We start from the raw sequence: 22,183 nt of genomic DNA, 5'->3' as shown, positions 1-22,183 counted from the left end.
TGGCAGCGGCTGCGGGCCTCAGGTGTCGGATTCGGGAGGGGGAGACTTCGCGATCGCCAGCATGCAACGCAGGAAATGAGCGCGGTCGTCCTGGCTCAAGGGAGCAAGCATGAGATCCTGCAGCCGAGCCGCGGCCGGAACCACGGCCATCAGCGCGCTGGTGCCCTTGGCAGTGATCTGGACCTGGATGGAACGGCGATCGCCGGGATGGCTCTTCTTGGAGATCAGCCTGCGCGCGGTCATCCGCTTCAGCATTTCGCTCAGCGTGTTCCGGTCGCAACTGATGCGTTCTGCAAGGGCCGATGCGGTCATTGGCCCCTCCTGCAGCAACGCCATCAGCACGCCGAACTGGCGGGGCGTGATGTCGGTTTGCCGCGTTACGCTCTGGTAGAGCCCGTCATATTTGGCTTCGAGCAGGCGCAGCAGAAATCCGATGCCGCTTTCCAGTCTCCACTGATGTGCCAGCGTGGCTACCGGATCTCCAGCTTCGTCCTTTTTGACTGACATGGCGCTTCGTTCCCCAACTGCTCCAGTGCAACAAGCGGTTAGCAGCTTGGCCGTGGCCTCTCAACCGCGGCGAATGGCGTTGCCGGCGGGCATCCGGATGATTGCCAGCGCCACGGCGATATGATACGCATACGTACTAAATGGCGGCTCGGAGAAGAGAGCCCCAGGGGAGGCCCTGCGTTGGATCTGCGCGCTCTGTTGTCGATTCCGTATCTGCTCGAGGCGGAAGCCGTCGAGACCGAGCCTGGAGAATGGCTCGTTCGCCTCGCTTATCCGGAGCTTCCCGGGTGCACCGCGGAAGGGGTCGTCGTTGAAGACGTGCTGAAGGATCTGGAGCGTCGGCGGATCGAAATGATCGTCAGGCTGGTCGAGGCCGGAAAGCTGCCGCCGATTCCGCGGCAGCCGCTTGCTTCATCCGACCCGTTATGGACGGCGCGCGATCTCGGATTGTCTGATCGGGTCATAGCCTTGCTGGATGCGAGAACGACCCAAAATCGAACCTGACAAAAAGCGATCGAGGAGAAAATCATGCTCTCGCACGAGGACAACGAGCGGCTGGTAAGAGTCGGCAAGGGCACTCCGCTGGGGGAGTTGTTCCGGCTCTATTGGATTCCGTTTCTGCCGTCCGCCGATCTGGCGCGCGATGGACAGCCGAAGCGCATCCGACTGCTTGGCGAGGATCTGGTGGCTTTCCGCGACACCGAGGGCCGCGTTGGTCTGGTCGACCAGGCCTGTCCGCACCGGGGCGCGCCGATGGTTTTCGCCCGCAACGAGGATTGCGGCCTGCGCTGCGTCTATCACGGCTGGAAGTTCGACGTGACCGGCGCGGTGATGGACATGCCGGCCGAACCGGTCCGCAGCCGGCTCAAGGAACGGGTGCACATCAAGGCCTATGCCTGCCGCGAGCGAAACGGAATGATCTGGGCCTATCTGGGGCCGGATCAGGCCGCGCCTCCGCCGCTGCCGAATGTCGAGTGGAATCTTGTCCCGGAGGAGCAGGTTCACATCTCGGTGCGGGTTCAGGAGTGCAACTGGCTGCAGGCCGTCGAAGGCGAGATCGATTCCGCGCATGCGCCGTTGCTTCACGGCCGTCTCGACGCGCAGGGCACCACCAGCGCGTGGATCCAGAAGCGCGACCTCCGCCCGACCTTCGAATGCGTCAGGCAGGATTTCGGCATGAGCATTGCGGCACGCCGGAACTACGACGCCAATACGCTCTACTGGCGCGTCAATCAGTTCATGCTGCCGTTCTACACGCTCGTTCCGCCGCTATCGCCGTTTCCCGATCTCAGCGGCCATGCATGGGTGCCCATCGACGACGAGAACACGCTCTGCATCATGTTCTCCTATCATCCCTCGCAGCCGCTGCTGGCCAAGACGCGCGAGGTCTTTGCGGAAGGGCACAAGGGCCGGGAGAGCGGCCACGCCAGCCGCCACGCGCTGGTCAAGCAGCCGGTGACGGTGCCGTACGCCGACTATTGGACGAAGTACAATCCGCAGAACGGATATCAATTCGACTACGAAGCACAGCGGACGACATGGTTTTCCGGTCTTCCCGGTCTTTGGGTCCAGGACGGCGCGTGCCAGAGCGGGGTGTCGCCGATCGCCGACCGCACCAAAGAGAATTTATGCTCCAGCGATACCGGCATCGCGATGACCAGACGGTTCATTCTGGAAGCACTCGGCGCCTATCGCGACCACGGCATCAGGCCGAAAGGTGTCGCCGATCCGGACGTGTTCATGGTCCGCGCGGTGTCCTTGCGGCTGCCGCCCGAGGACTCCTGGATCGATTCCGGCGCGCCTTTCATGCGGGCGAAGCTCGGCGCGGACTTCGGCTACGAGCTTTGAGCGCTTCGATATGGCTACCGACCTGCAGGAACTGCGAGTGAAGCGCATCGGCTATGAAGCCGAGACCATCAATTCCTATGAGCTGGTGCTTCCGGCGGGAGGCGACCTCGCACCCTTCACCGCCGGCAGCCACATCGATCTGCATCTGAAGAACGGCATGATCCGCAGCTATTCGCTCGTGAACGATCAGAGTGAACGGCATCGCTACGTCATAGCCGTCAACAAGGATGCTGCCGGGCGGGGCGGCTCGAGCTTCGTCCACGACACCTTAAAGGCCGGCGATATCGTTGCGGTCTCCTTGCCCCGAAACAATTTTGCGCTGCATGAGGATGCGGAATCTTCGCTGCTGATCGCAGGCGGCGTCGGCATCACGCCGCTGGTGTCGATGATCCAGCGCCTGCAAGCGCTGGGCCGCCCCTGGAAATTGTCCTACGCGGCAAGGACGCGGCGGGCTGCGGCATTTCTCGGCGAGCTCGGCGCCATCGGCTCTGACGCACAGCTCCATTTCCACTTTGACGATGAACATGGCGGGCGGCCCCTCGATCTTGCCGCCATCGTCGGAAATACGCCCGCCAGCGCGCATCTCTATTGCTGCGGCCCGGTGCCGATGCTGGAAGCCTTCGAGAAAGTCACCGCGGGCCGTCCGGCGGGGCATGTCCACATCGAGTATTTCCAGGCCAAACAAGCGCCGGCCGTCGACGGCGGATTTGAGGTCAGACTGGCGCGCAGCAATCGCACGATCGCGGTCGAGCCGGGCAAGACCATTCTAAATGCCGTTATCGATGCCGGCGTCATGGCCAATTACGCCTGTTCGGAAGGCGTTTGCGGGACCTGCGAAACGCGGGTGATCGAGGGAATCCCCGATCATCGCGACCTGTTCCTGAGTCCGGAAGAGCGGGCGGCGAACAAGACCATTATGATCTGCTGTTCGGGATCCAAGTCCGGCACGCTTGTGCTCGATCTTTGACCGGATCATCTCGAAACAAAGCCATATGGATGGAAAGATGCTGGATCGGATCGAAGCGGAGTTTCCGGAGCACACGCCCCGAACAACTGATGCGCCCAAGGCGCTTGCCGGGATCAGGGTCGTGGACTTCTCGCATTTCATTGCAGGGCCGTTCGCGACGATGATCCTGGCCGACATGGGTGCCGAGGTGATCAAAGTCGAGGCCCCTGTGCGTGGCGACGACCTGCGGCGCTACCCGCCAATTGATGCCAGGCTGAACTATGGTGCGCCGTTCCTGTGGACCAATCGCAACAAGCGAAGCGTGGCGATCAATCTGAAATCGCCCGAGGGCGTCGAGGTCGCACGGGACCTGATCCGCACGGCGGATGTTGTGGTCGAGAATTTCTCCACTGGGGTCATGGAGCGCTTCGGGCTTAGTTACGAGAGTTGTCGTCAGATCGCGCCATCGATCATCTATTGCTCGGTCTCCGCCTACGGCCGGGAAGGACCTTTCTCAGACCGGCTCGGCTTCGATCCCATCGCCCAGGTCGAGAGCGGGTTTGTATCCATGAACGGCTACGCGGACCGCGAGGGCGTGCGTGCACTGTCGCCGGTCATGGATATCAGCACGGCGATGATGGCCAGCAATGCCGTTCTCGGCGCACTTGTCGCACGCGAACGCACCGGCATGGGTCAGGCCATCGAGGTATCGCTGTTCGACACTGCCGTTCTGATGACCGGCTATGCGTCGCTGCAGCAGTTGTTCACCGGAACGGATCCGCAGCGCCACGGCAACACCAGTCCCGACACCTGCCCCTCGGGGGTCTTTCAGGCCGCCGATTCCACCTTCTACATCAACTGCGGCAACGACAAGATTTTCCAGCGCCTGATGTCGCAGGTGATCGATCGTCCCGATCTTGCATCGTCAGATCTCTATGCGACCGGAGCCGATCGCATTCGCCGGCGCGATGAACTGTTTGCGATCCTCCGCGAAACGTTCGCGCAGCATCCCTGGTCGCACTGGCAGTCGAAGATGCGCGCCGCGGCTGTGCCTTGCGGCAAGGTCCGGACCGTCGGCGAGGCGATCCGCTCTCCGGAAGCGCGCGAGCGCGGCATCGTCACGCGGATTCCTCATGATGAAGTGGGGTGGATACCGAACGTCAGCCTGCCGATCCGCTATTCGCAAACGCCGGTCGTCGATCCCGTAGCCGCTCCCGCTGTCGGCCAGCATACCGGGCAGGTGCTCCTCGATCTGCTTGGCTATGATGAAACGCGCCTCGCGCGGCTGGCCGAGGCTGGCGCTTTTGGTGCCGACGCCCTCCCGCGGGCGGTCAAGGCATGACCGCGCGGGCAATAGGCGAACGCACGCTGCGGGGCCGTGTTGCCGTGGTCGGCATCGGCGAGACGGATTACTATCGCCACGGCGCATCGCCCGACCCCGAATTCAAGCTGGCCCTCAAGGCGATCCTGGCGGCCTGCAACGATGCCGGGCTCGATCCGCGCGAGATCGACGGGTTCTCGTCGTACAGTGACGACCGCAGCGATGCGGCGCGCCTGGCGGCAGCGCTCGGCATACGCCGGCTGAGCACGACCACCATGCAATGCGGCGGGGGAGGTGGGGGCTGCTGCGCGGCGGTGGCCAACGCCGCTGCTTCGATCGTTGCTGGCCTTGCGGATTGCGTCGTGGTGTTCCGCTCGCTGGCGCAAGGGCAGTACGGACGCTTTGGACAAGCCGGCGATATCGGCACCATCTCCGGCGAGAGGGCGTATCTGATGCCGTATGGGGTGCTGGCGCCGCCGCAGCGCTTTGCGATGCGCGTGCGGCGCTACATGCATGAGCATGGCGTTCGGCAGGAAGCCATGCGGGCGATTGCGCTGGCCTCGTACCATCATGCGCAGTCGAACCCCCGCGCGGTGATGTTCGGCAAGCCGCTCGATCCCGAAAAGTACGACGCCTCGCGCTGGATTACCGAGCCGTTTCATCTTTTCGATTGCTGCATGGAGAATGACGGCGCCGCGGCGATCATCCTCGTGCCCGAGGAGCGGGCCGGCGATTTCCGTAACAAGCCCGCCTACATCCTCGGGGCGGCCACTGGCGCCGGATATCGCAGCGGAGCGATGCCGTATAATTCACCGCAATATGCCAGCGCCAGTTTCGAAACGCTCGCGCCGGCGCTTTACCGCATGGCGGGAATCGGCCCTGCCGATGTCGACGTCGTTCAAAGCTACGAGAATTTTACCGGTGGCGTGGTGATGGCGCTGGCCGAGCATGGCTTCTTCAAGCCCGAGGAGGCGAACGATTTTCTTGTGCTCGACAATCTGATTGCGCCCTCCGGGCGGCTTCCGCTGAATACCAGCGGCGGGAATCTCGCCGAATGCTACATGCACGGCTTCGAACTGGTGATCGAGGCGGTGCGCCAGATCCGTGGCCAATCGGTCAACCAGGTCAACCGCAACGACGTGGCGATGGTGATCGGCGGGCCGATGGTGACGCCGGCCAGCAACCTTCTCCTCGGCTCCGGAGCAACGCTATGAGCGACACTCCGCGCGCGGCCTATCTTCCCGAGGGACTGCCGATTCCGGTCCCCGAAAACGATGGATTATCGGCGCCGTATTGGGCGGGGTTGCAACAGAACCGCCTCTTGGTGCAGCGCTGTCCGCACTGCACGACGTGGCAGTTCGGGCCGGAGTGGCTTTGCCACCACTGCCATTCGTTCGACGTCGAATGGACCGAGGTCGAGCCGCGCGGCCGCATCTTCAGTTGGGAGCGGGTCTGGAGCCCTTCCCATGACGCATTGCGCGGGCGTGGACCTTACCTTGCTGTCCTGGTGGAGCTGCCGCATGCCGGAAATGTGCGCATGGTGGGGAATCTGCTCGGCGATCCCCTACAAGCCATCGCCATCGGTACTGATGTCGAGGGCGTCTTCGAGCATCACCATGACTCCATGCCGCGATATTCATTGCTGCATTGGCAAACCAGCGCATGAAGGCGGTGAGGTGAGGCCAACCGACGTCAGGCCGGCGCGCGCGAGCGACGGCGGGCGTCGCCGCGCAGCCGGACTTTCTCGGTATTCAGCAGGTGCTCGTTCAATTTGGTGAGATAGCTGCGCATCGTCTCACAAGCGCCCTTGGTATCCTTGGCCTTGATCTGCTCGATCAGCCGCAGGCGGGAGGCGATTACCGGGTCATGGGCGGGCGGTCCGGCGATCAGGACAAAGCGGCGGATCACGGATGCCATGGCTTCCAGAATCGCCGACAGCACTTGGTTGCCGGTCGAGTTTGCCAGCAAAGTGCTGAACTCGACGGCCTTCAACGTCCGCTCCTCGTAACGGCCTTGCCTCGTCAACTCGATGGTCTCGGCCACATTCCTGCTTAGCCGTTCGATGTCCGCGGGCTTCGCGCGCTCGCAGGCGGCGCGTACCACGGCGTCCATCACCATGAGCCTCGCTTCGAGCAACGTGGCCAGAGACACATGACCGAAGTCGAGCATGTCACGGAACGTCCGCGTGACCTGCCCGGCGCCGCTCCGGGTGATGAAAGCGCCACCCCGGCTGCCCTTTCGCATTTCGACGATGCCGGCGATCTCGAGGCTGCGGATGGCTTCGCGCAATGCGGTGCGGCTGACATCGAGCATCTCGGACAACTCACGCTCGGACGGCAGCCGGTCGCCGGCTTTCAGTTCGCCGCTGACGAGCTTGTCGCGGATCGCATCGCAGATCTCCTCGAAGATCCGGCGGGTCTTGATGGGACGGAAGGGCTTTCCGGCAGATCGGCTATCCCCGTGATCACCAGCCGATGGCGCCGGCGCGCCATCCGCTGTCTTTCGACCGGTACGCGGCTCTGGCCTGGATCGTTGTTGCGGCATGAGTCGTCCCTGGGGTTATCAGGTGTTCATCAGCCCGCACCCGCCGCTTTGCAAGAGCTTCGGCTGGCGGATCAGATAGATATGTGGAAACCGCCGTTGACCGCGATGTGTTGGCCGGTGATGTAGGAGGCGGCGTCCGAAAGCAGGAAACATACCGGCTGCACCACTTCTTCGGGCTGGGCCCAGCGCCCCATCGGAATGCGGGCCAGTATCCCGTCCCGGAACTTGTCGCCACGGATGGTTTCGGTCATGGGCGTTTCGACCACGCCGAAGCAGACTGAATTGGTCCGGACCCCGAACTTCGACCATTCCTTGGCCGAGGTCATCGTCATCCCCAGCATGCCGCTCTTGGCGGCGGCATAGTTGATCTGGCCCATCGCGCCGGCACGCCCTGCATCGGACGAGATATTGACGATGGAGCCGACGTTGGTCTCTCCGCCCTTTGCGCGTTGCAGCATGGTGCGTCCCACCGCCTGGGTCCACAGGAATGCTCCGGTCAGATGCACCTCGATGACCGCATTCCATTGCGCAAGCGTCATCTTCTCCGACATCGCCGGCCGGGTGATGCCGGCATTGTTGACCAGGCCATGGATCGCACCGAACCGCTCGACGATCTTCTTGACCGCATCCGTTGCGAACGCCTCATCCGTCACGCTGCCCGTGATGGTCATCAGTTGGCGGTCGGACGTGTCGTAGGTCGACAGCGTGTCGCGATTGAGGTCGATGGCAACCGCGTTGGCGCCGAGTTCTCGCGCCAGGTTGATCGTGGCTCGGCCGATGCCCTGGCCCGCACCGGTGACGACGACAGTCTTGCCTTCCAGGGAAACGATGTTGCGCATGGCTTTGCGTCCTCAAGCTTCAGATCAGGGCGAACATCGGCGCGAGTATGCCGTCAGCGCCTGGGCGAACGACCAGGCGGACGGCTGCGCCATTCGACAAGGCACTCGCCGGACTGTCGACTATTGATGTCATCAGCGTCGGGCCCTCGTCGAGCGTGACATAGGCAAGAACCGGCAGGTCCTTGGCCGAGCGCAGCACGCTGTAGGCGTAGATCGTTCCGGTGCCGCGGCTTTCCAGCCATTCGGTCGCGTCCGAAAAGCAGAACGGGCAGCCTGCGCGAGGATAGAAATGCGGTTGCCGGCAGTGCGTGCACGTTTTGATCAGCAGCTTCCCGTCGCGAAGGGCCTCGAAATATGGCTGGATTTCGGGATTCGGGAACGGTGCAGGGTTTTGCGACACGGAATTACTGCCTTTCCAGAATGACGGTGGCACTGCCATGGCGTGTTCCGAGCGAGCCGCCGGTGCCATGCGCCAGGGCCAGCGCGCAGTTGGGCACCTGCACGGCGGGATGGGCCTCGCCGCGCAACTGACGGACAGCCTCGAGCACTTTTGTCATGCCGCCCCGATTGCCCGGATGGTTGTTGCAAAGGCCGCCGCCGTCGGTGTTGAAGGGCAGCTTGCCATGTCCCGAGATCAGATTTCCGTCGGCCACGAAGCGGCCGCCTTGGCCTTTGGCACAGAAGCCGAGATCCTCCAGCGTCATCAGCACCGTGATGGTGAAGCTGTCGTAGATCGAGGCGTACTGGATATCTGATGGATGGACGCCGGCCTCTTCAAATGCGCGCGGTCCCGACCAGACGGCGCCGCTGTAGGTAAGATCAATCCTGCCACCGGCGGAATGCTTGATTGCCTCGCCGGCCCCACGAATGCTGACGACCGGTCTTTTGAGGCTTCGCGCGACTTGCGGGGCGACGAGGACGATCGCGCCACCGCCGTCGCTGATCACACAGCAGTCGAGGCGATGCAGGGGATCGGCCACCATCGGAGAATTCAGCACGTCCTCGACTGTCACGACGTTCCGCAGCATGGCGTGTGGATTGTGCTGAGCGTGATGGGATGCCGCGACCTTGATCCAGGCGAGTTGTTCCGATGTGGTTCCGAACTCGTGCATGTGACGATTAGCGGCTGCGCCGTACATCGTCGCGATCACGGGATTGAAGGGTGCCTCGAACGGTGCATCTGCCGTTGCGCCCGCTGCCGGACGGACCTGGTTTTGGCCGGCGGCGCGGGGCCGGCCTGCCAAGGTGATCAGTGCGACGCTGCATTTTCCGAGCGCGATCGCGGCCGCGGCATGGCCGACCGCCAGAACATAGGCGGAGCCGCCGGTATCCGTCGAATCGACATGACGCGGCTTGAGGTTGAGGTATTCGACCATGTTCATAGGACCAAGCCCGGGCGCATCGCCGGCGCAGAAATAGCCGTCCACGTCGTCTTTGCTGAGGCCTGCGTCGGCAAGCGCGCCGCGCGCGACTTCGGCGTGGATCTGGGCGAGCGACAGCCCGTCGGCCTTCCGTGTCGGGTGCTCGTAGATACCGGCGATGCAGGCCTTGCCCCGAATGCTCAAGGGTAGCTCCTTGGTCTATTGATCTAATGGTCAGTCCATTATATTGATGCCGATGTCAAGTTGGGCGGAGACCCGCGGACGGAGGAAATGTGAGCGACGAAACAGCGATGATCATCGTCGGTGAACGCACCCGCTCGAAGCCCGAACTGCTGGCGCGCGGCCGCCGGGCCGCCGCCGGCCTTGCGAGGCTCGGCGTTCGCGAAAATGACGCCGTGGCGCTGCTGCTGCGAAACGATTTTGCCTTTCTCGAAGCGACCCATGCCGCGAATGCCATCGGTGCCTATGCGGTGCCGTTGAACTGGCACGCAAGCCCCGACGAAATCACCTATATGTTGGGAGACTCGAAGCCGAAGGTGCTCGTCGTTCACGCCGACTTGCTTGAGCCGGTGCGCCGGATCGTTCCGGCAGCATGCGATATCCTCGTCGTGTCGAGCGCAGACGGCAATCCCGTCGCAGTGCGGGACGGCGATCAGGATTGGGACCGCTGGCTGGACGCACAGCCGGAATGGGACAGGCCGCCGCTGCCGCCGCGCGCGTCCTGGATCTATACCTCCGGAACGACGGGCCGGCCCAAGGGCGTCCGGCGCGAACCGGCAACGCCGCAACACGCCGCCGCGATGCGCGATCTGTTCCGTGTCGTCTATGGATGCCGTGAAGGAATGCGCGCATATGTCGGCGGACCGCTCTATCATGCCTCGCCCAACGCCTTCGCGCGGCAAGGCCTGGCGCTGGCCGACACGCTTGTGCTGTCACCGCGCTTCGATCCCGAAGAACTGCTCCGCCAGATCGACCGCCACCGTTTGACGACGCTGGTGATGGTGCCGACGTTCTTTGTGCGGCTACTCAAGCTTCCGGAAGAGGTGCGGCGCAAATACGATGTGTCCTCGCTTGAACTGGTGCTGCACACCGGCGCGCCGTGTCCGCCGGACGTCAAGCGGGCGATGATCGCCTGGTGGGGACCGGTCCTCGTCGAAACCTACGGCGGCTCCGAAACCGGCGTTGCCACGATTTGCACGTCGCAAGACTGGCTCACCAGACCCGGAACGGTGGGGCGTGTCGCTCCCGGCGGCACGATCAAGATATTCGACGAGCAGCGCCGCGAACTGCCGCCGGGCGTCAGCGGCGAGATCTACGCACGCTCGCCGGCCTATCCGGATTTCAACTATCACGGCCGCGATGATGACCGCCGTTCTGTGGAAATCGACGGCCTGATCACCTGCGGCGATATCGGCTACCTCGACGCCGACGGCTATCTGTTCCTCAACGACCGCAAACGGGACATGATCATCTCTGGCGGGGTGAACATCTATCCTGCCGAAATCGAAGCGGCGCTTCAAAGCTGTCCGGGCGTCCAGGACTGTGCGGTTTTCGGCATTCCCGATGCAGAGTTCGGCGAGCGCATCTATGCGGCGGTTCAACGCGACGCGGGCGCGGTGCTGACTGAAGACGATGTCAGGAATTTCGTCCGTGAACGCCTGGCGGCCTTCAAGGTGCCGCGCGAGGTGGTTTTCCACGACACGTTGCCGCGCGAAGAGAGCGGCAAGATCTTCAAGCGAAAGCTGCGCGAGCCGTTCTGGGCCGGACGTTCAACACGAATCTGAGAGGGGCCATGCTTACGCGACGTTCACTCATGCGAGGCGCCGCCGGCGTTGCAACACTCGCCGCGACGCCTGTGCTGGCACAAACAGCGGCCTGGCCCAGCCGGCTGTTGAAGATCATCGTTCCGCTGCCGCCGGGCGGCGTGATGGACGGCTTGACGCGCGTCGTGGCCGACCGGCTGGCGCCGCGCCTGGGCCAGTCCGTGATCGTGGAAAACAAGCCGGGCGCCAACGGCATGATCGCTGCGAGCGCGGTCGCGGGGGCGGACCCCGACGGCTACACCATCCTCTCCACCATGAGCTCGATCGTCCAGAACGTATCGCTGCACAAGTCACCGAGCTACAAGATGTCCGACCTGTTGCCGTTGGCGCCTCTCGGACGCTTGCCGATCGCGTTCATCGTGCCAAAGACGCTCGGCGTTACGACATTGCGGGAATTCGTCGAGAAGGCCCGCACCAGCGCCAAACCCCTGAGTTACGGAACCTACGGCCTTGGTTCGAGCGCGCATATCATCGGCGAAGTGCTGATGAAGAACACCGGCATCAAATTGCTCCAGGTGCCGTATCGCGGTGAGGCGCCGGCGCTGACTGCGATCCTCGCCGGCGAGGTGGACAGTGCGTTCGTGTCAGTCGGCGGCGCAGTGGCTCAGGCGGAGAACGCGCGGGCGCTGGCGATCGCCAATCCGGCGCGTATGAAGCGCTATGCCGATATACCCACTTTGACGAGGCAGGATTTCCCGTGCTCGGCCTGACCGGGTTTAGCGGCTTCTTCGCACCGGCGGCCGTGCCCAAGCCCGTTGCTGATCGGCTCGCCAGGGAATTGCGGGCAATCGTCGCGCTGCCCGATGTGAATTCCAGGCTGCTCGATCTCGGGTTTGAGGATATGAGCGACATCGCCGATTTTGCGGGCTTTGTCGACGATGAGGTCAAGCGATGGGCCTCCGTCATCCACGAATTCAATATCAGCATCTAGGATATTCCGGTGGCCATCAACCTCGAGGCGCTCCAGGCGCTGGAAATCACCGACATGCGGTTTGCGTATGGGGAGCGCGAGACGATGTTGTACGCGCTCAGCGTCGGCATGGGACGCGATCCGCTCGACCTGCGCGAACTGCCGTTCGTCTACGAAGGCGACGCTCTGCAGGCGGTTCCCGCGATGGCGGTGGTGCTCGCATCGACCGGAATAATTCGCAAGACCGGCGTCGACTTCACCAAGGTTCTGCATGGAGAGCAACGGCTCACCCTGCATCGTCGGCTGCCGGTCGCAGGCGAACTGCTGGCGAATTCACGCGTCGCGGCCGTCTATGACAAGGGCGCCGCCAAGGGCGCCGTATTGCTGCTCGAAACGACCGCGCGATCGGCAGCAGACAATGCGCCACTGTTTACGTTCCTCATGACGATCTTGGCGCGCGGTGACGGGGGATTCGGCGGACCGCAAGGATCGGGCCCCGAGCCGCATCAGTTGCCGGACAGGGCGCCGGACCAGACCGATATGTTCGAGACGCGCCCGGAGGCGGCGCTGCTCTATCGTCTGAACGGAGATCGCAACCCGCTTCACGCCGATCCGAGGGCGTCGCGCCGCGCGGGGTTTGCACGACCGATTCTTCACGGGCTCGCGACTTACGGGATTGCCTGCCGCGCCGTATTGCGGGACGTCTGCGACTGCGACGCGGGGCGGATCAAGTCGTTCGATGCCCGCTTCTCCGCGCCGGTCTATCCAGGCGATCGCATCGTGACCGACATGTGGACTGACGGCGATGTCGTGTCGTTCAGATGCCGCGTCCCCGATCGCGACGTGATCGTCCTCAACAACGGGCGATGCCTCGTGAGAGCCCGATCATGATTGTCGGAAGCACTGATTGGGTCCAGCTATTGCGTGTCATTCCGATGTAGTTCGCGCGACGTGCGGTCGGAGCATGCGTCGGGTTCTCCTCACGATTCGAGGATCTTGTCGAGCTCTTCGAGGGACGGACGTCGATCGCGCTCGCGGCTCTTTCCTGCAATACCGAGACGCCTCGCCACTACGAAGGCATCCTCATTGCGGTCTGATCAAGCGGACATGCCCATGCCGGCTTGGCCACGGCAAAGACTGCCCCCAAACGTGAAAGGTAGTTACCAACCGTTGACGGAGCGACGTTGACTATCAGTTCATTTGCAAGCGCTACGACGTCGGTGCTCGTGATTTCCGAACACCTCTTATTTGCCATGTCGTAGTTCTTGATCGCTCGCAGAACCTGCGCCTTGGTCCGACCGATTTCCTTCTCGCTCTCGTCAATGTACCGGTCGATGACGACGGACAAGGGCGGGTCGCTCGTCGCCAGCTTCGCGCGCTCGATCGCGCCGGGTTTTGATAGTTCCTCCTCGCGGCGGGCGATCCAGCCAGCGGCGGCCGGCCGGCCATCGAATGTCTCTGTCTCGCGATGGATCACCTTGCCCTCGCGCTTGATGATGATCTTTGCCATATAGGATTTGCCGCCCTTCTTCCGGGGGCGCTCGACCATCGTTCCCATTTCGGTATCACAAGGCTCCTGTCGGGGTCACAATGTGATACTAGCGGGCAAGGAATGCGCGGCGATGTAGGCAAATTCACAACGATACGCAACGCATTGCGCAACGATCTCAACGGAATATGTTAGAAAAAACAACCAAAACAGTGAGTTGCGAGCGGTGGCGTTTCGCGGTGGCCCCTATGATGGATGGGAGCGAGAGTTCAGGTTCTTCAAGTAGTTAGTAAGCGGCGTGTGCACGACGTGTGCACCGGGAGGTCAAAGAAAATCTCATCACAGCCAGTTTTGGAGCAAGGGGGTCGCCTTCAGTTGCGGTGCTCGACCAGAGCAAACGGATGACGGCCGGCAGGCGCCGACGGCAACCTGTGTTCTACACGTTGGAAACGTCATTGCCCGCCGCACAATCGGGGAACTCAGCCGATCCAACTTAGAACGAATAATAATAATATACTGTGGGGCGATAGCGCTCCCCCGGTACCAACGCACGATTGTCCGCTAAAAAATCCGATTTTCTGCGCGGTCACCGCGTTCCTGTAACACTCAGCCGTACTGTCGCCCGACCGATCTCGCAACGCGGTTTGGACCGGGCTTGATCTCCGGCTACTTTCCGGCTCCCGTAGTCAAGCCGCTGACGATGTAGCGCTCAAGGAAAATGCCAACCATGACGAGCGGTGCGATCGCCGCGGTCGACAGCGCCGCCATCGACCACCAATTGATGCCTTGCGAGCCAGTCTGGCTCGCCACCATGACGGGGAGCGTCTTCGCGTCGGTGCTCGTCAACAGCGCCGCGAAGAAATATTCGTTCCAGCACAGCACCAGCGAGAGAATAAATGCGGCCATCATTCCGGGGATAGCGAGCGGCAGAATGATCCGCAAGAAGGCGCCCCAGGTCGACAGGCCGTCCACGAAGGCGGCTTCGTCGAGCTCGATCGGAATCGCATTGAACTGATCGCGCATGATCCAGATGACGATCGGAAGTACGGTGAGCGTGTAGAGCAAGACAAGACCAAGTCGCGTGTCGAGCAGGGCCAATGCCTTGTAGAGGACAAGGAACGGCAGTGCGAGCACGACCGGCGGCAGGATCAACTGGGACATGAAGAAGAACAGGATGTCATCGTTGCGCATCCAGGCGAACTTGTAGCGGAAGCGGCTCAGGCCGTAGGCCGCCAGAGATCCGAGCATCAGTGCCAGCAAGGATGCGCCGACGGAGGTGATGATGCTGTTGAGGAAGCGATTCATGAATTCGGAGCGTGCCGTCGAGGTTCCGAACAGCGTATCTGGCGACAGGCCGAGCGAGCGCCATCCCTTCCAGTCCGGCTGAAAATCGACCCAGGGAACCAAGTGGGCTTGCGTCACGTCGACCGCCGATTTGAACGACGTCGTGACGGTCCAGTAGATCGGGAATAGGCAGATAATCGTCCAGAACAGGAGTGCTGCGTAGATCAGCACCCGGCTTAGCGTCCGCTTTGCGCGGGGCGCCGCCGGACGCCTCCGAATGGTCTTCAATGCCAAGGTAGATCTAGTCAATCGAGAGACTCCGTTTGGAAGCCCTAGACAACCTTCTGCGTCCAGCGCTTGGACAGGCGCAACAGAACGGTCAGGAGCACGATGATCATAAGCAGGTAAACCATAGCGAGCGCCGTGCCGTATCCGACGTTCGAGCGGTCGCGGTAGACGCGGTAGATGAAGCTCGACACCGTGTCGGTTGCGCCTCCCGGCCCACCAGCGGTGACGCTAATCACGAGGTCGGCGAGCTTCAGTTTGAAGATGATGCGGATAATGAGGACGGTGATGCTAACCGGCAGCATGATCGGAAACGTGACGTGCCAGAACGACTGCCAGCCATTGGCGCCGTCGACCTTCGCAGCCTCCTGCACCTCCTTCGGCATCGCCTGCAGGCCTGCGAGAAGGATGATCATGATGAAAGGGATCGACACCCACGCGTCCATCGCCTGGATGCTGAAGCGCGCCATCCACGGCGAGGCAAAGAAGGCCGGGTTGTCCCAGCCGAGATAGCGCGCCAGCGTCGCCGCCGGTCCGAAGCGATATTCCATCAGCGACTTGCCGATCATCCAGCTCACGGCGACGGGGCTGAGCATCATCGGCAGCAGGAAGACCACGCGGAAGAATTTGCGCGCGCGGATCTCAGCACTGAGCAAGAGCGCCAGTCCGAACGCAATCGCGTATTCGCCGAGCACCGCGGCGGTATAAAAGACCATGTTGCCGAGCGCATTCCAGTAATAGGTGTCGTGCAGCATGCCCTTGACATTGTCGAAGCCGCTGAAGCGCGGCCCTTCGATCGAGCTCAGATTCCAGTCGAGGGAGGCGATATAGATCCCGAAGATCGTCGGGAAGATCACGACGGCGACGGTGAAGAACAGCGCTGGCAGCAGGAACAGCGCGCGCTGGCCACGCTCGCCGCGGGTCAGAACTTGTCCGGCGCCAAACGCAACGGCCCAGACGAGATAGGCGATGAGGATCGGCCGCCAATCGGAAAATCCGGCAGTCATCGCGCCGGTCGTATGCAAGATCTGAATGAGGAGGACAAGCAGGAAGCCGAGAGACGCCAGCAGGACGAGCGCGCGGCCGGCGATCTTCCTGCTGCCGCGTGCGCGCTTCGTCGCGCGCTGGTCGTGCAGGTCGTCGCTCACGGGTATGGAATTCTGCATCAAGATGAGCCGCATGCTGTGCCGGCTCTGTGGCCTGGCAAGTCCTCGGCTTGCGCCGGACGCGCCAGCCGAGGGTGGATGGCTACGCGCAGGCGCCGCTATACTCCGAGGGAGGCCTTGTAGAGCCCGATCTGCCGCTCGCGGCCGATCTGGTCGGTCAGCTTCTCCCAGGCGGCGGCGATGTTGTTCGCGCCGGTTTGCGCGTCAACCTTGCCGGCGAAGATCTTGGTGAGCTCATCTTCCGCGATGCTGTAGTACTGGAAGATGCCGGGGATGCGCGGCTCCACGGCGCGGTTTGGATGATTGTAGGAGGCGAGCTGCGAGTTCAGGTAGGAGGTGATGTATTTGCGGTCGTAGCCCGCCGCCACCCATTCTTCGTACTGGAAGTGGCTGGTGCGGTGAACCTGGAAGCCCGAAGGATACATCACCATCCAAAGCGACAGATCCTTGCCGCCGAGATGCGCAGCCGCGCTCCACGCCGCCTTGTGCTTCTTCTCGTCGCCATTGACGCGGGCCATCACATAGACGCCCCAGCCGAGATAGGCGCAGTTCGGCGCATGGTTCGGGCCGCTCGAGAGCTTATCCCACTTTCCGGTCTTGGAGTTGTAGACATCGTCCGAGCCCGGCAGGATGTCGAAGGCGACGACGTCGCCGATTACCGAGGTGTCGCTCGCCTTCGCCACCTGGCCGATGTCGCCCCACCAGGGAATCATCGAGCCGATGCCGGCCAGAAATTGCTGGAAGCCGGTGGTGTTCGGATCCGCATTGAGCTGATCGGCAGGTTCGAACGGCAGCGCGTCAATCACGTCTTGGATGGCGCGGACCCAGGCCGGATTGTTGATGCGCGGCTTCATCGTGTCGATGTCGAACAGCCAAGCCTTGTCGTCGGGATGCTTGGCATAGGCCGAGGCGCGGCTGCCGAGGAAATAGAAGCCGAACCCGCCCCAGGGCTTTGGCGCGTCGAGATAGCCGAACGCGTTCTGGTTCTTGATCTTCTTGCCCTTAAGGAATTTCGTCACCGCCTGCACCTGCTGCCAGGTTTTTGGGACGCCCCATTCGGTCGAATTTCCCGCGTCTTTCCAGGCTTTGGCAAGGGTTTCATCGGAGAAGACGTCGGTGCGGTAGTTGAAGTTGTGACAGTCGCCGTCGATGGTGACGCGATAAGACTTGCCGTTCCACGTTCCGACCGGCGGCTTCAGGTAATCGACATAATCGTCGACATCTATCTGCTTCTTGACCCAGTCCGGCATCTCCGACGCCAGTCCCGTGCCACAAACGTCGCCCTCGAACGGCGCTCCCATCTCCAGAATGTCGAAATCAACCGTTCCGGTCGCGATCGCCTGTTGCAAGCGCGGATTGTAGTCCGCCTGGGCGAGATCGATCCAGGAAATCTTCGCGCCGGTATAGGCTTCCCATGGCTTCAGGAAGCCACGGAAGAGTAGGTTGTGCAGGTTCTGATTGTTGAGCCCCATGAAGGAGAGTTCGACGCCCTTGAACTCGCCTTCCTTGACGCTCGCCTTGGTCGGACCGAGGCAGAGCTCACCGACTTTCTGCCAGTCGGCATCCGTCGGCGCACCCTTGCCGACACCCGGGATTTGGGTGATCTGCGCGCGCAGATTGGCTTGCGCGAGCGCGAGTTCCGAGAACGTGCCGAGCGCGCCGCTCGTGCCCAATGCTGCGGCGCTTGCCGCACCCTTCAGCACAGTGCGCCGGTTCGGCTGCATTGCGGGATGCCGATCATGATCCTTCTGTTTCACCGCGATACCCTCCCTTTTGACTTTCTTGATGTGAAGTCTGAAGCGCCGCCGCACATCGAGGCCAGGGCTCAGGATTCGATGTCGTCGTGATGGGGTCAAAGAAGCCGCGCCGAGTATGCAACGGCGAACTCCAAAGTCAACGAAGCCAAGCAAGCTTGAAGTTGACGATATCGACGTGAATGGCGATGACACCGCTGATGATACCGCGCTGCAAGAAGCCGAGGATGACGTGCAGCGTCGACGGCATTCACGGAGAGCGCCAACGCGTTGGTTCCCGAGCGGCATCGGCCGGGTCCCCGACGTATAGAGCACCGCCAGAGCTCGATCAGGCGTCGGGCGGAATGACGCCCTTCTTGAAGATAAAGCAGCCGTAGAAGCGCCGTTCGCCGGTCTGAATCACGCAATAGGATTTCTTGGCGAGTTCATAGAAAGCAAATCGCTCGACTGATCCCATAGGAAACGAGCGTCCTTCTGCGGCATCGATTGCGGCCTGAACTTCGCGCTGCACCTCGGGGATTTCGCCGGGCTGGCCAACGATCTCCATGCGCGACGCCGGCTTGTCGACAAAACTGTCAAGCGGTAACACCGACAGGATCGCGCGCGCGGCGCGTCCAGCGCTGACATTGTCGATGCGTAACAACCGGCCCAGGACGGTCTGGCGGGCGACGGAGTCGGCGGGGAAATTGGTGTCGCAGAGGACGAGATCGTCGCCGTGCCCCATGGACCGTAGGGCATAGAGTACGTCTGCATTGAGAAGAGGGTCGATCGATTTCAGCATGGAGCCTCCCTGGACGCGATCAGAGTTGCTTGGACTGATTGGACTATCCAACGTGGCGGCACCGTCGTCCATACGGACGTGAGCAAATTCCAGGCGTCCATGTTTCTCGCCATCGATCACGTCTGCGACCGTGGTTCGCGTAGGCCCGTTTCGAGAAGATGCGCTCTGCGATGGGTTCTGGCCGAATCGTTTGGCATCGGCCCCTTGTTGCCGCTTGCGGCCGGTCTGCTCCCAGGCATGGGACAGGATGCCGAGGGCGCGCGACAGGCAGAAAATGCCCCGGGCCATCGGAGGGGTGAAGCCGAGCGCGGTGGCGCCGTCGATGTTCATCGGATGAGCCCGCTCTTGCGTTGCTGCAGCACCGCGAGCGTTTAGTGAGGGACTACGCTCACGAGTTCAACGTCGGCATCGCTCACGAACGGAAAGACGCTAAAGTCATCTCGGCGAGCATATTCCCGCGCCAGCTAGGAACCAGCCGGAGAAAGGAGATTTAGTTCGCTAGATGCATTTCGAAGGGTTTACAAATGGCGATCGATGCTTTTAGAGGAACAGCGCCGCTGTTTCTTCCTGAACGTTTTTTTGTCGGGCGGCTAGAAGGTTGGGCAGTGCTAGAAAGTCTGGTTGGCGGACTACTGAAGCGCGCAACAATTGCTGGTCACGGCGAACTAGATGCGGACACTGATACCGTGCTGTTCATCGAGGCATATACATTTGACGATGGACATAGCGACACTCTGCATTGGACGATCCGAAAGGGTGAGGAAGGCAAGTACACCGGCTTGGAAAACCGACTGGAAGGTGAGGCCATTGGGGAGCAAGCCGGCTGCGCATTCCACTGGAAGTACACGCGCGATACACCGCAAAGGGACGGTAAATCGTTCAAGCTGAATTTCGACCAGTGGTTTTATGGAATCGATGAACGAGCTTGCATGGTCCGCGGCCGTGCTGGCCGCGCTGGCATCCCGTTTGCGACGGCCCACGTCACTTACCGTAAGCTTTAGCTTCGCTGGTGTCCGCCACTGACACAGGCGAGAGCAGGTGAGGGGCTCAGGGAAGATCGAACCGCGAGCGCAGGTTGTCGGCAACCGGGGCGTCATCTCCGGGCGTGGAGTACGCCGCGCATGGCCCAACGGCGGCGTAGTCTTGTCGATACTGTAGACAATGATCTCGCGTCGCGGTCAAGCGGCAGCAAAGAAGCCGGCGCCAAGCCGCCGCGGAACACGGGCGACGTGAGCCCTTACCCGAGCGGCCGTGCTTGCCTGAAATGGAAACCGTTGGGCGCGAACCTCCGGGCCAAACTGCGCACTTCACTCTCGCATGTTTCCAGCGCGATCTTCTGTGCGAGCATGACGTCTCCGATCGGCAGAGCGCCGATCGGCATAAAACACAATCCCAACTGCTGGCGACCTCTCTCGTCGATCTGGCACACGTTAACCGAGGCCCCGGCGTGGATTCTGTATCGCATTCCGCTGTCGCTCCCAATCACCTCGAAGTAGCCCTTCCTGGCGAACTGCTCCCGCTGCGTCGGCGATAGCCATTCCCGCAAGAGCCGCAGCGACCGGCCCTCAGGCGTGCCCTCGGCGCCGTGCCTGATGAAGAGCGCTCTCACCGCTTTCATTCGGGAGCGGCCGCCCCGCGACGGTTGAAAGCCGAACATGACTGTCCCAGTTATCCGCCGACCAATCTGGGGAAGAAGACAGTTTCCTTCGCAGTCGGGTCGAACGATCTGATCTGCGAGACCTGACCTGGGCCGGTGCGGACCGCCGCGGTGAAGCCGGCATTGGTGAGTTCGTAGAACCGCTGCTCCGCTCTTGCCAGTTCTTGTGCGTCGTCCTCATTGAAATAACTTCGGCAGTCGCCGCTGCGGTCCATCACGATCTGGATTGCCATGATCGTCCTCCTCGGATTGCTGGTAGCCAAGGACCTCAATCGAGTATCCGGCCGAACTCGCAGAATTTCAAGAGGTCGTTGCAAAGGCGGACTAGCCAGAGTCGACGCAAAGGGCGGGGGATTATGGGCAAATCGATCGCGCCCATCACCAGTGTCAAGGCCGCGCAAGCATCTACCCGTGCAAAATGCCGCTCGGCCGGCGAAGGAAATGCTGATGCCGATGAAAGTAGCGCCGGTATGGCAGTGCAGGACTTCACGGAGGTCCTGATCAGTGACCAGTTTTAGCAGCCTCCCTTCCTTGGCGCCAATCGGGCTGCGGCTCTTGTGCAGATCGTCCTGATCAAGCCGAATGCCTCTCCTTTCCGCGAGCGCGCGAAGCCGGTCGAGGTTGGCCGCGGACCCGTCGCGCGCAGACGCGGAGCAGTTGCCAGCATCTCTTTCATGGACAGGTAATCTAAGCCAGATCGGCTTTGGTTCAGTGGCGAACTTTGGAGACCCGCCAGGGCAACCACGAAAACGGTCGATGAGGTCGGCAATGGGTCAAGGGCCGTCGAGTCGCCACTGACCTCGGTGCCGTCCGGTCTTCCCACACAATACCGCGGACCAGAATCGGCGGCGAAGGGCAAAAGATGACGTCTAATCGGTAGGTCATCGCATGTCCTGAGCCAATCCCCCTCTGATCGCCAGCCCTTTTGAAAATCGCCATCGGGACCACGAACGTTGGGAAAGGTGGCGCGTTTAGCCGGATGGGCCACCGCACTGGAGAAGAAGCATGCGAACCGTAACTCTCGCGATGATTGTAGTTGCCGGAAGCGCAATTGCCTTCCAAGCAACCGCGCAACAGCAAAAGGCCGCGCCTAGTGAGCAAACCAAAGACGAGATGCACACTGATGTAGACAAAGGGCTCAAGACGAGCGAACCCAACGAGCAGATGCAGCGCGACGCAGATAAAGGGGCCAAGACACGCAATTCAGGCGCGTCCGGATACGTGGCCGACCAAGACAAGCCGGGCGCCTCTGCGCATCCCCCGGGCCAACCGGGGAGTGAGCAGACGACTGGTTCGGGCAGCCAGACCGGCTCTTCGAAAGAAAGCCGCTAGTAATCGCTTTGGCCCGACCTCGCGCTCACTTGCGCGATGGTGATAAACGAGTGCCAAGGGCAGCGTCGGGTCATTCGCGTCGATTTGGCCGTATTCTCGGCACGTCCGGTCCCGCGTCACCTGCTGACGTGCCGAGCGCGATAGCGATCTTCGCCCTTGGGCCAAAAGCAGCGGATAGAATCAAGGAGGTCCTGAACCCCCACCGGGACCCGGTGCCGCCGTCCTCCGGACACGTGCCCAGATAATGCCACGAACCTGAACAAGCCTGTCGCCGCTTCGCGCATCACGCATGCGACTTAGATCGGTTTGCTCAAC

General features: G+C 62.0%; 25 protein-coding genes. 13 read left to right on the top strand and 12 right to left on the bottom strand.

Annotated elements, in window-relative coordinates:
• Positions 1-18: 18 nt before the first annotated feature.
• Positions 19-507, bottom strand: a complete 489-nt coding sequence (locus IVA98_RS14095; protein WP_247332918.1) for a MarR family winged helix-turn-helix transcriptional regulator — start codon at positions 505-507, stop codon at positions 19-21.
• A 180-nt stretch (positions 508-687) separates the two neighbouring features.
• Between IVA98_RS14095 and IVA98_RS14090 the strand changes: the two genes are divergently transcribed.
• The 6 genes from IVA98_RS14090 to IVA98_RS14065 are packed head-to-tail and all read left to right on the top strand — an operon-like array spanning position 688 to position 6,288.
• Entirely contained in the window at positions 688-1,011 is a 324-nt protein-coding gene (locus IVA98_RS14090; protein ID WP_247332917.1) for a hypothetical protein, read from the top strand.
• Positions 1,012-1,035: 24 nt separating this feature from the next.
• On the top strand, positions 1,036-2,355 hold the full coding sequence (locus IVA98_RS14085) for a Rieske 2Fe-2S domain-containing protein (protein ID WP_247332915.1): 1,320 nt from the start codon (positions 1,036-1,038) through the stop codon (positions 2,353-2,355).
• Positions 2,356-2,365: 10 nt separating this feature from the next.
• On the top strand, positions 2,366-3,322 hold the full coding sequence (locus tag IVA98_RS14080; protein ID WP_247332913.1) for a PDR/VanB family oxidoreductase: 957 nt from the start codon (positions 2,366-2,368) through the stop codon (positions 3,320-3,322).
• Positions 3,323-3,347: 25 nt separating this feature from the next.
• Positions 3,348-4,643 (top strand): CaiB/BaiF CoA transferase family protein, encoded by a 1,296-nt coding sequence (locus IVA98_RS14075; RefSeq protein WP_346657717.1) that lies wholly within the window; start codon positions 3,348-3,350, stop codon positions 4,641-4,643.
• The gene (locus tag IVA98_RS14070) at positions 4,640-5,836 is read left to right on the top strand and encodes a thiolase C-terminal domain-containing protein (RefSeq protein ID WP_247332911.1); all 1,197 of its coding nucleotides are present in this window, start codon (positions 4,640-4,642) and stop codon (positions 5,834-5,836) included. Before IVA98_RS14075 ends, IVA98_RS14070 begins: the two co-directional genes overlap by 4 nt.
• Entirely contained in the window at positions 5,833-6,288 is a 456-nt protein-coding gene (locus IVA98_RS14065; protein ID WP_247332910.1) for a Zn-ribbon domain-containing OB-fold protein, read from the top strand. Before IVA98_RS14070 ends, IVA98_RS14065 begins: the two co-directional genes overlap by 4 nt.
• 26 nt (positions 6,289-6,314) lie before the next feature.
• Here IVA98_RS14065 and IVA98_RS14060 read toward each other — a convergent pair whose 3' ends face one another.
• The 4 genes from IVA98_RS14060 to IVA98_RS14045 all read right to left on the bottom strand — a co-directional run bounded on the left by IVA98_RS14060 (position 6,315) and on the right by IVA98_RS14045 (position 9,570).
• Positions 6,315-7,166 carry a FadR/GntR family transcriptional regulator gene (locus IVA98_RS14060; protein WP_247355125.1) on the bottom strand — a complete coding sequence of 284 codons (852 nt, stop codon included), beginning with the start codon at positions 7,164-7,166 and terminating at the stop codon, positions 6,315-6,317.
• 71 nt (positions 7,167-7,237) lie between these two features.
• Entirely contained in the window at positions 7,238-8,005 is a 768-nt protein-coding gene (locus IVA98_RS14055; RefSeq protein ID WP_247332908.1) for an SDR family NAD(P)-dependent oxidoreductase, read from the bottom strand.
• Positions 8,006-8,024: 19 nt separating this feature from the next.
• A complete protein-coding gene (locus tag IVA98_RS14050; RefSeq protein ID WP_247332907.1) occupies positions 8,025-8,405 on the bottom strand; it encodes a Zn-ribbon domain-containing OB-fold protein in 381 nt (126 codons plus the stop codon).
• Positions 8,406-8,409: 4 nt separating this feature from the next.
• A complete protein-coding gene (locus IVA98_RS14045; protein WP_247332906.1) occupies positions 8,410-9,570 on the bottom strand; it encodes a thiolase family protein in 1,161 nt (386 codons plus the stop codon).
• A gap of 89 nt (positions 9,571-9,659) precedes the next feature.
• Here IVA98_RS14045 and IVA98_RS14040 point away from each other — a divergent pair, with 89 nt between their 5' ends.
• The 4 genes from IVA98_RS14040 to IVA98_RS14025 are packed head-to-tail and all read left to right on the top strand — an operon-like array spanning position 9,660 to position 13,011.
• Positions 9,660-11,171, top strand: coding sequence for an acyl-CoA synthetase (locus tag IVA98_RS14040; RefSeq protein ID WP_346657716.1), 1,512 nt, complete (start codon positions 9,660-9,662; stop codon positions 11,169-11,171).
• 8 nt (positions 11,172-11,179) lie between these two features.
• On the top strand, positions 11,180-11,920 hold the full coding sequence (locus IVA98_RS14035) for a Bug family tripartite tricarboxylate transporter substrate binding protein (protein ID WP_247355124.1): 741 nt from the start codon (positions 11,180-11,182) through the stop codon (positions 11,918-11,920).
• Positions 11,908-12,141, top strand: a complete 234-nt coding sequence (locus tag IVA98_RS14030) for a type 2 periplasmic-binding domain-containing protein (protein ID WP_247355123.1) — start codon at positions 11,908-11,910, stop codon at positions 12,139-12,141. Before IVA98_RS14035 ends, IVA98_RS14030 begins: the two co-directional genes overlap by 13 nt.
• A gap of 9 nt (positions 12,142-12,150) precedes the next feature.
• On the top strand, positions 12,151-13,011 hold the full coding sequence (locus IVA98_RS14025) for a MaoC family dehydratase (RefSeq protein ID WP_247355122.1): 861 nt from the start codon (positions 12,151-12,153) through the stop codon (positions 13,009-13,011).
• A 178-nt stretch (positions 13,012-13,189) separates the two neighbouring features.
• Here IVA98_RS14025 and IVA98_RS14020 read toward each other — a convergent pair whose 3' ends face one another.
• The 5 genes from IVA98_RS14020 to IVA98_RS14000 all read right to left on the bottom strand — a co-directional run bounded on the left by IVA98_RS14020 (position 13,190) and on the right by IVA98_RS14000 (position 18,879).
• Positions 13,190-13,678, bottom strand: coding sequence for a hypothetical protein (locus IVA98_RS14020; RefSeq protein ID WP_247332900.1), 489 nt, complete (start codon positions 13,676-13,678; stop codon positions 13,190-13,192).
• A gap of 597 nt (positions 13,679-14,275) precedes the next feature.
• Positions 14,276-15,181 carry a carbohydrate ABC transporter permease gene (locus IVA98_RS14015; RefSeq protein WP_249816902.1) on the bottom strand — a complete coding sequence of 302 codons (906 nt, stop codon included), beginning with the start codon at positions 15,179-15,181 and terminating at the stop codon, positions 14,276-14,278.
• Positions 15,182-15,225: 44 nt separating this feature from the next.
• A complete protein-coding gene (locus IVA98_RS14010; protein WP_247355121.1) occupies positions 15,226-16,326 on the bottom strand; it encodes a carbohydrate ABC transporter permease in 1,101 nt (366 codons plus the stop codon).
• A gap of 116 nt (positions 16,327-16,442) precedes the next feature.
• The gene (locus tag IVA98_RS14005) at positions 16,443-18,068 is read right to left on the bottom strand and encodes a type 2 periplasmic-binding domain-containing protein (protein ID WP_247355184.1); all 1,626 of its coding nucleotides are present in this window, start codon (positions 18,066-18,068) and stop codon (positions 16,443-16,445) included.
• 358 nt (positions 18,069-18,426) lie between these two features.
• Complete coding sequence (locus IVA98_RS14000; RefSeq protein WP_247355183.1) at positions 18,427-18,879, bottom strand: RbsD/FucU family protein; 453 nt, start codon at positions 18,877-18,879, stop codon at positions 18,427-18,429.
• A 524-nt stretch (positions 18,880-19,403) separates the two neighbouring features.
• Here IVA98_RS14000 and IVA98_RS13995 point away from each other — a divergent pair.
• Positions 19,404-19,880, top strand: coding sequence for a DUF3833 family protein (locus tag IVA98_RS13995; RefSeq protein ID WP_247355120.1), 477 nt, complete (start codon positions 19,404-19,406; stop codon positions 19,878-19,880).
• Between the two features lie 236 nt (positions 19,881-20,116).
• On the opposite strand, the gene IVA98_RS13990 is transcribed toward IVA98_RS13995, so the two are convergent.
• Positions 20,117-20,536: a hypothetical protein gene (locus IVA98_RS13990; protein WP_247335198.1), complete on the bottom strand. Its 420-nt coding sequence runs from the start codon at positions 20,534-20,536 to the stop codon at positions 20,117-20,119.
• An 11-nt stretch (positions 20,537-20,547) separates the two neighbouring features.
• Positions 20,548-20,769, bottom strand: coding sequence for a hypothetical protein (locus IVA98_RS13985; RefSeq protein ID WP_247355119.1), 222 nt, complete (start codon positions 20,767-20,769; stop codon positions 20,548-20,550).
• A 123-nt stretch (positions 20,770-20,892) separates the two neighbouring features.
• Between IVA98_RS13985 and IVA98_RS13980 the strand changes: the two genes are divergently transcribed.
• On the top strand, positions 20,893-21,054 hold the full coding sequence (locus IVA98_RS13980) for a hypothetical protein (protein WP_247355118.1): 162 nt from the start codon (positions 20,893-20,895) through the stop codon (positions 21,052-21,054).
• A gap of 487 nt (positions 21,055-21,541) precedes the next feature.
• Complete coding sequence (locus IVA98_RS13975; RefSeq protein ID WP_247355117.1) at positions 21,542-21,868, top strand: hypothetical protein; 327 nt, start codon at positions 21,542-21,544, stop codon at positions 21,866-21,868.
• Positions 21,869-22,183: the final 315 nt, after the last annotated feature.

This window comes from Bradyrhizobium sp. 160 (assembly GCF_023073735.1).
In the GTDB taxonomy this organism is placed as follows: Bacteria; Pseudomonadota; Alphaproteobacteria; order Rhizobiales; family Xanthobacteraceae; genus Bradyrhizobium.
Note: the sequence above shows the minus strand (reverse complement) of the source record. Positions and strands in the feature narration are given on the sequence as shown.